The 14554-nt window shown below is 42.2% G+C and carries 10 protein-coding genes; 1 reads left to right on the plus strand and 9 read right to left on the minus strand.

The window, feature by feature from the left end:
* The first annotated feature begins 211 nt into the window (after nt 1-211).
* Entirely contained in the window at nt 212-2896 is a 2685-nt protein-coding gene (locus tag BLW60_RS00595; RefSeq protein ID WP_074713977.1) for a dockerin type I repeat-containing protein, read from the plus strand.
* A 377-nt stretch (nt 2897-3273) separates the two neighbouring features.
* Here BLW60_RS00595 and BLW60_RS00600 read toward each other — a convergent pair whose 3' ends face one another.
* The 9 genes from BLW60_RS00600 to BLW60_RS00640 all read right to left on the minus strand — a co-directional run bounded on the left by BLW60_RS00600 (nt 3274) and on the right by BLW60_RS00640 (nt 14546).
* Complete coding sequence (locus BLW60_RS00600; RefSeq protein WP_074713978.1) at nt 3274-4212, minus strand: LysR family transcriptional regulator; 939 nt, start codon at nt 4210-4212, stop codon at nt 3274-3276.
* Nucleotides 4213-4295: 83 nt separating this feature from the next.
* A complete protein-coding gene (locus BLW60_RS00605) occupies nt 4296-6533 on the minus strand; it encodes a DEAD/DEAH box helicase (protein WP_074713979.1) in 2238 nt (745 codons plus the stop codon).
* A gap of 8 nt (nt 6534-6541) precedes the next feature.
* Complete coding sequence (locus BLW60_RS00610) at nt 6542-7861, minus strand: ATP-binding protein (RefSeq protein ID WP_074713980.1); 1320 nt, start codon at nt 7859-7861, stop codon at nt 6542-6544.
* A 12-nt stretch (nt 7862-7873) separates the two neighbouring features.
* Nucleotides 7874-9367, minus strand: a complete 1494-nt coding sequence (locus BLW60_RS00615) for a TerB N-terminal domain-containing protein (RefSeq protein ID WP_074713981.1) — start codon at nt 9365-9367, stop codon at nt 7874-7876.
* A gap of 102 nt (nt 9368-9469) precedes the next feature.
* The gene (locus tag BLW60_RS00620) at nt 9470-10120 is read right to left on the minus strand and encodes a V-type ATP synthase subunit D (RefSeq protein WP_074713982.1); all 651 of its coding nucleotides are present in this window, start codon (nt 10118-10120) and stop codon (nt 9470-9472) included.
* A 10-nt stretch (nt 10121-10130) separates the two neighbouring features.
* A complete protein-coding gene (locus BLW60_RS00625) occupies nt 10131-11507 on the minus strand; it encodes a V-type ATP synthase subunit B (RefSeq protein ID WP_074713983.1) in 1377 nt (458 codons plus the stop codon).
* Complete coding sequence (locus tag BLW60_RS00630; RefSeq protein ID WP_074713984.1) at nt 11507-13276, minus strand: V-type ATP synthase subunit A; 1770 nt, start codon at nt 13274-13276, stop codon at nt 11507-11509. The genes BLW60_RS00625 and BLW60_RS00630 overlap by 1 nt, the downstream gene beginning before the upstream one ends.
* A gap of 21 nt (nt 13277-13297) precedes the next feature.
* Nucleotides 13298-13609: a V-type ATP synthase subunit F gene (locus BLW60_RS00635; RefSeq protein ID WP_074713985.1), complete on the minus strand. Its 312-nt coding sequence runs from the start codon at nt 13607-13609 to the stop codon at nt 13298-13300.
* A complete protein-coding gene (locus tag BLW60_RS00640) occupies nt 13602-14546 on the minus strand; it encodes a V-type ATPase subunit (protein ID WP_074713986.1) in 945 nt (314 codons plus the stop codon). Before BLW60_RS00640 ends, BLW60_RS00635 begins: the two co-directional genes overlap by 8 nt.
* Nucleotides 14547-14554: the final 8 nt, after the last annotated feature.

Here is a 14554-nt window from a genome sequence, read left to right on the forward strand (position 1 = left end):
ATATTACCGCAGCCTTGTGCTGTGGTATTTTTCTGTGTTAACTGATACTCGTTCATAAAAAGTTTACGATTTCAGCCGCACATCTTACCATTCCGATACGTTATATCGTATAAAGACTAAAATGCGATTTTTCTTGCATTCAGTGAAATAACGTTATATAATTGAACTAAACAGTCAGTACTGTAAATATTAAGAATGGCAGGTGAATTATATGAAAATCAAGAAAATAGCAGCTGCATTTACCGCAGTTGCAGCTGCAATTCCCCCTATTTCAGCAAATATCCCCTCTGTATTCGTCCCTACAGCTGTTTATGCAGCCGACCACGCCACGGGAGCTGCTCTCCCCGACTGGATACCAAATAGCTTTGACAGTGCTCTGGAATTCAGAAACACCTATGGAGCTACTCTTGTAAAGGACGGTCTTGTTTGTATAGTTTTCAAGGAAAGTATGGCGGGAATGTCTGAAAATGCCGAGCTGGAAGCGTCACGTTACGAGATAAGGACAACGGACGGCATTATGAGCGAGCTCAAACGTGAGACATACATCTCTGATACCTCGGAGACAGGTGACTGCTATGAAGTGGCAGTATACTACGCTCCAAAGGAACAGGGTGATTTTGCAGTTGCCCTCACCGACAAATGGATACAGATATGCATAATGCCCGTGGACGGATACGATCCTGTTTTGGAAAATAATACCCTTGCCCAGAAAGCAGGTCTTGATCTGGGCGGCGTTAACGCTGCTGCTTTCTACTCCTTTGCTATAGACGAGGATATGGAGATCACCGAGACTGATATTTACGGCTGGCTTCCCGACTGTGCTTCCGAATATGAGGCTTACAAGAAAAAGAACGGTGAGGTATCCGCAAAAGATGATCTCGTTGTATTCTGTATAGACAGAGCTATCGGAACGGCATACAGCTGGAGTTCAACTGTGGATAAGAATATGTTCAGAGAAGCTTGTCAGTCGTCTTGTTCAATGGAAACATCAAGACTTCTGGACGGAGGCATACAGAAGTTTATTACAGCTTATAAAGCTAAATCTGAGGGTAATGGCATTATACGCTGGGAGCTTGCAGGCTACGTTGACGAAGGTGTAGCCCCTGCCGTTAAGACTTTGACTGCCGATTGCTCCATAGCCGCTGATACATATAAAATCAAACTCGACAATTCGTATATTAATGATGCTTATTTCTCATATACAAGCTACAGCCTATATTCGGGAGAGCTCAAGGCTTCATCAACTGAGATATATGACCAGTATAAGGGCTCTGAATCTGCTGTTATCACCTCCAAAAAGGAACTTTCGGAATTTCTTTCAGAATTCCTTGAAGAAAAAGCACTGGATAATTTCGTGTCTCAGTATTCAGACAAATACTTCGAGAATTATGTACTTATGCTGAGTACTTATCTTGATCCATATCAGGGACGTGTTTTCAAGCACGGACTGAAAGATGCAGTATACAAGGACGGCAAGCTGGTGATAGATCATACCTCTGTCGTAAATGCAGTTCGTATGAGAACATCATACTTTGATATCCTCAGAGTGGAAATACCAAAGGATAAGTATAATGGCTCAGAGGTCGTATGGCAGGACGAGGAGATACTTGAGGACGACCTCAAACGTATCAGTGTCATAGATATTGACACTGGAAAGCCCATAGATATACCATATGACGACATACAGAAACTATTCTCGGGTGCAGTTAAAAACTGTGAGGGCAATGATCCATATTATTTCGATACAAAGACACCTGTTTCTGAACTGACTGATCTTAAACTCAATACAGATTATCTGCCCGAAGGATATACGCCGTGCAGCGAAAATGCTGTAGTGATAAACGAATATGCTAATAATTCTGCCGATATCGTTTTCAATGTAAGAAAGTCGGGTGGAACTATCGGCATCGCTTGCGCAATAGATGAAATTTCGACAACACGAGGTTTAAAAGAAGAAGGCATAATAAATGGTTTAAAGTCTGCGGTAGTTACTTCAACAGCTGAGCTTTCAGAAGTGCTCTCACGCTATATTGCAGATGAACTTCAAAAAAATCTTCTCGCAAAGTATGATGATAAATTTTTCGCTGATAATGTGCTGTTCATTGATTTCACCATTGAATCCACAGGCGGAAAAAGCATAACAATAGATGATGCCGTTTTATCTAACGGAAAGATATCCTTATATTATATCAAGCCATCTCCTGATTACGGAATATGCAATACGGATTACTTCTGTATCATGCAGGCTGCTGTTCCCAAGAACGCATACCATGGTGAAGATGTTAAATGGAAGTGTCTCGGCGATGTAAACGGCGACAAGGTATTCGGTATCGCTGATATGCTGACTCTACAGAAATGGCTTGAGGGTTCGGGAGATGTAACGATCTCCGACTGGACAGCGGCTGACATTTGCAGAGACGGCAATATAGACGTTTTCGATCTTTGTATGCTTAGAAAACAGCTTATCACTATTTGCGGAGGAAAACTAACTTCTCCTTATAACTATGATTATACCATGACTGTTGATGTGCATTACGGTGGGCGCGGTTTCGACGGCAAGGAACTTAAAAGCGAAAATTTCCAGTATGAGTACAGCATTTCAAGAGGAGATATCTTCTGTGAGGAAACGGACGGAACATGGACTAAGGTGCTGTCTGCCAACTTAACAGACTCCCCTGTCATACTTGAAATAATAGACTTCACGGACAAAGGAATACAGGTAAAGCAATGGCAGAATGGTGAGGCATCTCACAAGATCATCGAACTTGGTGAGGAGCTTGACCTCTTTACACTTAATGTCGTGTATGACGGAAGAAATCATTCGTATAAAGTGAGATTTTCAAGAGAATACAATTTACCCATACATGGAATAGATTATGAGTACGGACTCATCTAAAGTCAGACATATAAATAAGTATATGAGAAATCAGCGGCACGGAGGAATTTTCCGTGCCGCTGATTAATAATGACGTTTTATAACTTTGAAGTTATTTCCAAAAAATGGCGTAAATATTAATAAAGCGTAAATTGTTTACTTAAATAACGCATAATATATATAACATATAAAGAGATTAATATTTTATATTTGCAATATATACCCCACTATGCTATAATAATTTATGGAAAGTCATTCTTTCATAAATGACAATCTCATATCCCCTTATTAAGAATGAGAACCTCCCCCCTAATGGCTCTCATTCTTTTTTTTACAAAAAAGCCCCGATCAAAGACGGTGAACCGCCTGATCGGGGTATAATTATATTTCAAGTCCTGTTATATTTCAAGTCCTTCGATCTTGTCTGCGTACTCGTAAACAGTTCTTACGCAATCGGAAATAAGTGTACTGTTTTCGCTTGCCTTACGATAGATTATCATATCGCGGTTAAGGTTATTAGCGTATGAACACTTTCTAACTACAAGGTCATTATATTTAAGACTGCTCTGTGACATAGGTGACACCCACATATATGCATTTTTTACTGTCTTGAGCATACTGATCTGTGTTCCTCTGTCGTAGATGAATATTCTCTTTGTTGAACGCTTATCATCATAATCCTGATTGATAGAAGCTCTTCTGACCATTTCAGGCTCATCATCACCGTGAATGATCTCAGGATACTTGCTAAGCTCCTCATATGGGATATCATCATATTCGGCAAGAGGATGATTCATGTTCATAACGATCTGGAGCGGGAACTCCATGATAGTTCTTCCCACAAGATTTCTTGCCTTGAGACGGCTTTCGATCATGTCTGCATATGTGCTTGGGATACGTATAAAGCCTATATCGAATTTACCTGCACATATATCTTCCATTACCTTTGCTGTACTTGTTTCCATAACGTGTACTTCAAGCTTATTTGTTTTTTCGGAATACTCACTGATGAGATGTCCCATAGCAGATGTCGCATAAGTTGAACGAGCTGCTGCTACTTTAAGTTTAAGCTCATTTTCTGGAGTCTGTGCGTAGTCACGCTCAAGGCTCTGCATTTCGTCTACTATCGTCTGCGCTCTTGCAAGGAATTCTTCTCCTTCGGGAGTGAGTATCATTCCGTTGGGTGAACGATTGAAGATCTGTATTCCCAAAGAAGCTTCAAGCTCTTTAAGAGCAATACTTATATTAGGCTGAGCCTGGTATAATTTTTTTGCTGCTTTAGTAATACTGCCTTCTCTCGCTACTGCAATTACATATTCAAGCTGCTGAATTTTCATAAAACATCCTACCTATCCTATTCTATATTCATTATTATATATTATATCACTTTCTTGCTGAGAAATCAAGACAAAAATTGCGATTAATTAATTAAATATTCCCAGCTTTTAATGCGTTCCTTCATTTCTTTAACTCCGAGTATCCCGTAAGCAAAGCCTTTTTTTACCAGAATTTCGGGTAAAAATTCATCATACTTCTCAAACACGGGAACTTCGCCGTTATAAACAAGCTCCAGCGGATCAAAATTTTTTTCTGCTTCGTCCGCAATTATTGAGAAAAATTCCTCAGCAGAGACCTTCATTGTGAACTGTATATAGTATGGTCTTGCAGAGTCCAGACCGCGCAGTCCAAGTCGTTCCGCGCATTTTATCTTTAAAAAGCGTTCCATTGCGAAAAAAGCATATGTGCCTACCCACGGGAATAAGCACCACATATTTCCGCCAAGGCATATGAGAGGACGTTCAGTAACACTTGAATTACGTGCAGTCTGCCGCGCCTGATCAAGCCGCAGTACTGCATTTTTCATCAGATACGGATAACTCTTGTCCTCTATAAGCACCTGTTTCATACGCTCTAATATTTTTGTGTTGATGTCTCCGGGGCAATCGCCAAAGTAAGCAGGGACTTTACCTTTGATCTGTTCACAGTACACCAGCCTTCTTTTATGGTCGACTTCTTCGACTATCCACACATGACCTGCTATTGCGACCTTTTCACCAACAGGCGGCGGTGATACGATAGTACCCAGTTCCTGCGAACCCCAGCGTACCGTGTATTCCTCATTTTCCTGAAATACCGCATAAAATTTAAAGCTGTTGACTACTCTTTCACCTGTTATGCCGATGATAAGTCCGCCTTCTTCTGTGCGCTGGATATGGTCTTTTTCAAGAAGATGCCGAAGCAGTATCTTGTAATCATCCTTGCTTATCCTGTTGAAATAGCTCAGTGAAAGCACTTTTGACGCAAGTGCAGACGGAGTAAGCTCACCGCAGGAAGCAAGAGTACTCATAGTCTGATGATAGAGCAGACTATACGGAAGTCGGTCAAGCTTTGGCGGCTCTACCCATTTTTCTTCAAGATAGACCTGTATAAGTGCTATACCCTGCAAAAGCTTCCACGGAATAGTTTCGGGAAGCATTGACCGAGGCTCGGGAAGCTCCTCGCGTATCACGAACCACATTTCGGGCGGCAGCTCTCGCCTGCCCGTTCTTCCCATACGCTGCAAGAAAGACGAAACAGTAAACGGTGCATCTATCTGAAAGGCTCGTTCAAGCCTTCCTATGTCAATTCCAAGTTCAAGCGTGGCGGTAGTACAGGTCGTCATAAATATGTCTTCGTCTTTCATAGCCTGCTCCGCAGTTTCACGATAGGCTGCCGAAAGATTTCCATGATGTATAAGAAAACGGTCAGGCTCGTGCTTTGCTTCGCAGTATGAACGAAGAGTCGTTGTGACTGCTTCACATTCTTCTCGTGAATTAACGAAAATAAGACACTTCTTTCCGCGAGTATGCTCAAAAATATATCCCATTCCCGAATCTGCGTTCTCGGGTGCGATATCTGTTTTTTCATCAAGCACAGGAAGAGCTTCGGGAGCTTCTTTTCCCTCGGGAGTATTCTGTTGGCTGATGTAGAAATGCTCCATTGAAAGCCGCCATTTAACGCCTTTTGCTTCTATTTTGGGTATCACAGTCCCCCTGTGAGAACCATATGCAAGAAATCTTCCTGCTGCTTCGGGATCACCTATTGTTGCTGAAAGCCCTATCCTTCTCGGATCAGCACCTGCCATTCTGCATAGACGTTCAATAAGGCATATGGTTTGTCCGCCTCTGTCTCCGCGCATAAGTGAATGTATCTCATCTATGACTATGAAACGAAGATCACCAAACAGCTTGGGTATCAGTGCGTGTTTGCGAAGAAGCATTGCTTCAAGAGATTCGGGAGTTATCTGCAAAATGCCTGAAGGCTTTTTCAGCATTTTATTCTTGTGTGACTGCGCAACATCTCCATGCCAATGCCACACAGGTATATCGGCTTCGTCACAGAGTTCGTTCAGACGTATGAACTGGTCGTTTATAAGTGCTTTCAGCGGACCAATGTATATAGCTCCTACCGTACGCGGCATATCTTCCGAAAAAAGCGTCAGTATAGGAAAAAAAGCTGCTTCCGTTTTTCCCGATGCTGTAGAAGCTGATAAAAGCACGTTTTCATCTGTATTGAATATAGCGTCCGCAGCCGCTGTCTGTATTGCACGGAGCGACTCCCAGTTATTTCGGTAGATATAGTCCTGTATAAAGGGTGCATAGCGTTCAAAAATACTCATAATAACTGTTAAATCTCAAATTCCGCAAATTCATCTTCTTCTGCTGCATTTTCCTCTATAGCAGGCTTTGAATAGCTTATCGACTCCGATGAGATGAATTCGCTTATGTTTATATTCGGATTTTGATAAATGATATCAAGGAGCTCTATAAAATCACGGATAACTTCTCTCGGCGTTATATGGCTGTCCGAGCCTATCCTGCCGAATTCCAGCTTTATAAAGCATATCATATCTTCCTGGGTTATCTTCTGCTGATAATCAAAGAGCTGAGCATGGATATCAGCAAGTTTTTCAGTAAGGACGAGCATTTCCTCATAAGTCAGAGGAGTAAGATGTATAACGGGAGCAAGCATATCCTTTATGCCTTCACGTCCGAAACGTCCGTCTGCAAGTCTTGAACGAAGTGCTTCGTAGCTGTATACTCCGCGTCGGGTATCCTCGATACACTGAGGAGTTCCTCCCATAATTATGCCGATATACTTAGCTTTTCCCTGCAATGTATCATTATACATCGTAAGTATCTTTTCGTAATTATACTGGCGCGTTATGGAATTAGGTATCTTGTATATATTTACAAGCTCGTCAACAAGCACGAGAAGTCCGTTATAACCTGCCATTTTCAGGAACATCGCAAAGAGCTTTATGTACTCGTACCAGTCATCATCAGTTATGATTATATTGATGCCAAGCTCCGACTTTGCCTCAGTCTTATTGACGTATTCTCCTCTGAACCACTTTACGACCTTGGCTTTTTGTTCGTCATTTCCCTCTCTGGACGCATGATAATATATGGTAAGAAGCTTTGAAAAGTCAAAACCATGCACCATTTCACTGAGAGTGTTTATTACTTCGTATATCTTCTTTTCTACAGCTTTATCAAACTCAGGCGAATTATCAGATATATCACTCTCCGATATCACCTGGGACTGCACACTGCTTATCCAGCGGTCAAGTATCAGAGTAAGCGCACCGCCGTCAGGTCTTGTCTTGGTGGACATATTTCTTATAAGCTCTTTATATGTTGCAAGTCCCTGTCCTTTTGTTCCCTGCAATCTGCGCTCAGGTGAAAGGTCTGCATCAACTACGACAAAGTTCCTGTCCATGACGTGACTTCTTATGGTCTGCAAAAGAAAGCTTTTACCGCTTCCGTATTTTCCGACGATAAAACGAAAGGACGCGCCTCCGTCAGATATGATATCAACATCGTGCAGAAGAGCATTTATCTCTGTTTCTCTGCCTACTGTTATATACGGCAGTCCTGTACGCGGCACTACACCGCCTTTAAGGGAATTTATCACCGCCGATGCGATTCGTTTGGGTATTTTCATATTCTTTCTCCTTTACGGCATGGAAAACATTTTTTTCAACTCTTCTGTATAATCATCAATTATTATAGGCTTATCTTCCGAAAACTCAATTACTGTATCACCGAAATCGTCAAACAGCTTCTCATTTATGGAGTCAGCAAGGATAGAGACCATTTTTCCGCTTTCGGCAGCAGCTTTTTTATGATCTCCGTCATAAAGCAAAGCACATATAAATGCATATTCAGCTTTGTCCAGAACCATATCATTTGCAGTTTCCGATACATTATCCTGTACCGAAACTTCCTCTGTTTCTGTATCTGTTTCTTCTTCCACAATAAGCTTTTCTCTTATTTTGTCCGCTGAAATTCTTATACTGCTCAGCTTTGAAAGGTCTATCTCAATCTTCATAGACTCTTTGCGTCTTTTTTCTTCAAAAAACTGTTCTATCTCTGATCTTAGTATTTTCTCGGTATTTTTTGAGATACCGTCAAAACTTATTTTATACTTAAAATCTATCTCATCACGCATAAGGCTGTCAACTGCTTTTACGATATCTCCGAGATGACCGTTTCTTCCTCGGTTTCCGTAATATTTTCTGCACGACCACTTACCATTACTGCATGAAAACGAATGAATTTCATTAAGCTTGTATTCACAGTTTCTGAATGTCTGCTTATCATAGAAAATAGCAGACGAAAACATATGATACATACACTCTACAGTATTGCCAAAGAGCTTTTCGCACAGGGATTTTTTTCTTTTATCTCTGAAAAACTCCGACAGCCTTATGAAGCATCTTACCAGTACTTCTCTGAGATCTTCACTTTCCGAGATGTAATAAAGTGATTTCTTCAGCTGATAAGACGAAAGCTTATCTATTGCGTCAAATATCTCGGCTTCTGAATGTTCCTCCCAGCGGATAAGCGTCAAAATAGCCTTATCATGCTTTATATCATCAATAGCATCTGCAAGTGACGGATCAAGGTCGTAATATACAATAAAGTCAATGAGCCATGTATCTGTGTACTTTTCTATAGTATCATCAATTTTAACGTATTCTTTGCAAAAGCAGCTTAATTTATCAAAACATTCAGCAGGCGTTTCAGCTCCGATACAGTTTAAAAGCTCATAGAGATAAATAAAAACATAGGGTAAAGGGGCTTTATGTATATTGCCTTTTCTGACATCGGTTCTCCACGAAAAATAGCCTCTCAGCTGCTCTGTAGTCATATCACGGTAACAAGGGTAGTACTTGATAAAGTCCTCATTATACGAAAAATCATCTTCATAATTTTCCATAAACTTTCCCTGTGTATAAAACAGCCATGCAGATGTTTTCCAATACGCTTCGGGAGTAAAGGCAATGCCTTTCATTTCCTTTATCTGTGGGGGTGTCTGCGGCTTTATGAGCTGTGAAGCGGGACGAATTATCGGTTCATCGGAATATACTCTGTCACGGAATGCACGGCTTTTCAAAAGCTTTTCGTCATTCAGAACAATGTTAAGTATCTCTTTTGTATCAGCCATTTTCACGCCCCCTTTTTTCAAAGCTTAAATTATATTATATCACATTTTTCTATGAATAGCAACACTAATAATAAAGAAAGGAGCGGTTTGACCGCTCCTGTTTTAATGATATTTATGACTGTCTTTAAGCACCATGTCTTTAACTTTCATAAGTGATGTAGTAGTACTTCTTTCATTCTCTGAAAGCTTCATGGTGATATACTTTATCGTTTCCTCATAATCAGGTATCATGATATGCTCAAGTGCATTAACACGGCGACGAGTCTTTTCTATCTCATCAGCCATGAGCTGACAAGCTTTCTCAACTTCTGCAAGCCTTATCATCTTAGGCAAAACAGAGTTCAGAGCACTGACCGCACCGTCAAGGTCGATAGATGTGAAAGCCATACCGTATGAGTATATGTCGTTTGTATCGCCTGAACGAAACTTAGTCTGAAATTCTGGGATATAAACGCTCATTACGTTCTTTTCGGTCACTTCAAGCTCAACTTCCTGCTTCGGCAGCATAAGAGCTGTTTCAAGCACTTCTCTCTGCATAACCGAACCAGCAACAGCCATATACCTGTTTGCTTCTGAAATTGCAGCTTCGACCTCAGTTCTCAGTTTACGGTTCTCCTTTATGAGATTCATAAACTGCCTCATAAGCTCATCTCTCTTGTCTTTAAGGAGCTTATGTCCTCTTCGTGCGGAAGTGAGCTTCTTTTTGAGCTTGCTAAGCTCCATTCGGGTGGGATTAACATTTAGTCTTGCCAATCAGCTCACCTCATTTCTGAGTATCATAATACTTTACAAGATATTCCTCTCTTATTCTGCGCAGCTCACTTCTCGGAAGAAGTTTAAGCAGTTCCCAGCCGATAGAAAGAGTCTCCTCAATGCTTCTGTTGTTTTCAAAGCCCTGAGAAACATATCTCTTCTCAAATTCATCTGCAAACTTTGCGTAAAGCAGATCTGTAGGTGTAAGAGCAGCTTCACCAAGTACTACCATGAGCTCCTTGGCGTCTTTTCCTCGCGCATATGCCGAGAAAAGCTGGTTCATGGTATCGGAATGATCTGCTCGTGTCTTTCCTTCACCTATACCCTTATCCTTGAGTCGTGAAAGTGACGGAAGAACATCTACAGGTGGATTTATGCCCTTTCTGTAAAGCTCACGGGAGAGAATTATCTGTCCCTCTGTGATATATCCTGTAAGGTCGGGGATAGGGTGAGTTTTATCGTCCTCAGGCATAGTGAGTATCGGTATCATTGTGATACTTCCCTCTTTGCCGTTCTGACGGCCTGCACGTTCATATATAGTTGCAAGATCGGTATACATATAACCAGGATATCCACGTCTTCCCGGAACTTCCTTACGTGCGGCTGATACCTCACGAAGAGCATCGGCATAGTTAGTGATATCCGTAAGGATAACAAGTACGTGCATACCTTTCTCAAATGCAAGATATTCGGCAGCTGTAAGTGCCATTTTAGGTGTAGCAAGTCGCTCGATAGCAGAGTCGTTTGCAAGATTGATGAACAGTACTGTTCTGTCAAGTGCGCCTGTGCTCTTGAAGCTCTGAACGAAGTATTCCGACTCTTCAAATGTAATACCCATTGCTGCGAAAACAACGGCAAACTGCTCGTCTTTTCCGCGTACCTTTGCCTGTCTTGCTATCTGAGCAGCAAGCTGTGCGTGCGGAAGTCCGCTGGCAGAGAAAATAGGGAGCTTCTGACCTCTTACAAGAGTGTTGAGTCCGTCAATAGCAGATACACCTGTCTGGATAAACTCCTGAGGATATCTTCTTGCAACAGGATTCATAGGAAGTCCGTTAACATCGAGACGCATTTCGGGGATTATCTCAGGACCGTCATCTATAGGTCTGCCAAGTCCGTCAAAAACTCGTCCCAGCATATCCTCGGATACACCAAGCTCCATCTGATGACCTGAGAAAACAACACTGCTGTCCTGAAGATTTATACCTGCGGCGTTCTCAAACAGCTGTACAAGAGCATTTGTGCCGTCTATCTCAAGTACACGGCAGCGTCTTTTTTCGCCGTTTTTAAGTCTTATTTCAGCAAGCTCACCATAGGTAACGTTCTCAACGTCCTTGACCAGCAGCAGAGGACCTGCTGCTTCTTCAATTGTTCTGTATTCTCTTGGCATCAGTCTTCCTCCTTAGTGAGCAGGTCATTTAGCTCTGAGGAGATCTCCACACTGAGCTTTTCAAATTCTGCATCTGTTTTTTCTTCTTCAACATATTTGAAACGGCCTATCTTTTCTCTTACTGCAAGGTTTGCAACACTTTCAATGTCTGCACCCTTTTCGACTGCATTGGCTGCTTCATCGTTGAAATTTAGTATGAGTTTCATCATGTAAAGCTGTTTTTTCAGGCTTGTATAGGTATCAACTTCATGGAATGCAAGCTGATGGAGGAAGTCCTCACGTATAGAACGTGCAGTCTCCATTTTAAGTCTGTCCTTTGACGAAAGAGCGTCCATACCGATAAGCTTTACTATTTCCTTGAGTTCGGCTTCATCATGGAGTATAGACATAAATCTTGCTCTTGACTTCATCCAGTCCTTTGATACGTTATTATTATACCAGTCAGCCAGTGAATCCGCATAAAGTGAATAGCTTGTGAGCCAGTTTATTGCAGGGAAGTGTCTCTGATATGCAAGGTTTGCATCGAGTCCCCAGAAAACCTTTACTATACGAAGTGTAGCCTGTGAAACAGGTTCTGAGATATCACCGCCTGGAGGCGAAACAGCTCCGATAACTGAAAGTGCTCCTTCCCTGCCGTCAGTACCGTTTGAGATAACTCGTCCTGCACGCTCGTAGAACTGAGCAAGACGGCTTCCGAGGTAAGCAGGGTAACCTTCATCGCCCGGCATTTCTTCAAGTCGTCCTGACATTTCACGGAGAGCCTCAGCCCAACGTGATGTGGAATCTGCCATAAGAGCTACTGAATAGCCCATATCACGGTAGTATTCTGCAATTGTTATACCTGTATATACAGAAGCCTCACGGGCTGCAACAGGCATATCCGAAGTATTTGCTATAAGAACGGTTCTTTCCATAAGTGATTTTCCCGTATGTGGGTCGATAAGCTCAGGGAATTCGTTAAGAACGTCCGTCATTTCGTTGCCGCGCTCGCCGCAGCCGATATATACGATGATATCAGCCTCAGCCCATTTTGCAAGCTGATGCTGAGTTACAGTTTTACCGCTTCCGAAAGGTCCCGGGATAGCTGCAACACCGCCCTTTGCTATAGGGAAAAGGCAGTCAACAACACGCTGACCTGTTACAAGTGGCATATCGGGTGAAAGCTTCTTCTTATACGGTCTGCCTCGTCTTACAGGCCATTTCTGTATAAGTGAAAGCTCCTTTTCGCCTTTTTCTGTTTCTATGATGCAAACAGTGTCATCTGCATGGAACTCTCCCTCGGATATCTTTTTGATCGTACCTTCAATGCCGTTTGGCACCATTATCTTATGGAGAACTATATCAGTCTCGGGAACTGTACCGATAATATCTCCACCGACCACCTTATCGCCTGCTTTTACAGAAGGTGTGAATTTCCAGAGAGGTTCACGTTTAAGTGAGGGCACTTCTACACCTCTTGCAATGTTATTGCCGCAAACCTTTCGTATATCATCAAGTGGACGCTGGATACCGTCAAAAATACTTCCGATAAGTCCAGGACCAAGCTCAACGCTCATAGGTTCGCCTGTTGATTCAACTGCCTCACCTGTACCGAGACCTGATGTTTCCTCATAAACCTGTATGGAAGCACGATCACCGTGCATTTCTATTATCTCACCGATAAGACGCTTTTCACTAACTCTAACAACGTCGAACATATTAGCATCTCTCATACCTTCGGCAACTACAAGAGGTCCTGATATCTTTACTACTGTACCTTTGCTGTTCATTTCTGCTTATCCGCCTCTTTTCTAATTAAGTATATCAGAGCCTACAGCCTTTTCAACTGCATCATGCAAAGCTCTCATGCCGTCGCCTGTATTACCTTCGATGGCAGGTATAAGGACTATTGAGGGCAGCTTGCTGCTCCGATATTTATTTATTGTATCGCTTACAAGTGCAGCGGCAGGCTCTGTGATGTAGATCACCGCAAAGTCATTGGCTGCAAGCCTTGAAATAAGCTTTGTAATTTTTTCAGGTTCGGTCTCACGGAATACCGAAAGCCCAAGAGCTGCAAATCCTGACACACTTGCGCTGTCACCGATAACTGCTGCTTTATACATATAGCTTTCTCATCCTTTCCGTGATAGTTTCCTTATCAGCACCGAACTCCTTACATACTGATAAGATCCTAAGATTTTTTATCTCTGTCTCCTTGGCAATATAATATGCTGCAAGAGGATCTGAGCCGAAAGCCTGCGAACGTGCTCCGTCAGCAAGCTCCATAATTACATCATCGCACCACTTTTCATACTGTGCAGCCGAGTCTTTAAGAAGTGCAGCCGCATTTGCATAATCAGTAGTCTCAAGAAATCCGAAAAATCCTTCTGTACCGCTGAGTGCAGCCTTTATGAGCTCACTCTTTTCAAGCTCCTCACTTCCGCATACAGCCGTTTCCATGAACTGTGAGGATTTATTCAGCAGACAGCATCTGTAAGCAGTTTTTATATCTGAACATACAGTTGTAAGCTTAGCATACTGCTGCATAAACTCTCCGCCGAACTTTTCCGCACTTTTCTGCATTGCCTTTAAAGCAGCTGTATCAATAAGTGAATCGGAAAGCTGTCCGTCAAGTGTTCGTGTTACGAGCTCGTAAGCTTCAGCTGCTGCATCACGCATATACTCGGGAAGAGCATCGTATTCCTTTGAATTTATGGCTTCTGTAAGAACAGAGAGCTCAACGTTTGAAGGTGATATATAGTACTGCTGAGGATCTCTGTTTGAAATGATCGCCTTTAATACAGCTTTAAGATTATGAAAATCGTTTCTGTAAAGCAGTATCTCCAGTTCCTTGCAATCAGGAGCATATTCCCTTAGCATATTCCATACATCTTCAAGATCTTCTGATTTTGCTCCGCCGCCGTTTTTAGAAGCAATGATAGAATTGACCTCTGCCTTGCTTCTTGCGTTGATAAGCTGATCCATATCGCTCTTTCCGAGGAGCGTGTTCTCCATAGCTCTTACAGCTCCGACAGCATTTGCGTATTTTGTTCCGTTCATGCTATCAC

Source organism: Ruminococcus flavefaciens (assembly GCF_900108555.1).
In the GTDB taxonomy this organism is placed as follows: domain Bacteria; phylum Bacillota; class Clostridia; order Oscillospirales; family Ruminococcaceae; genus Ruminococcus; species Ruminococcus flavefaciens_P.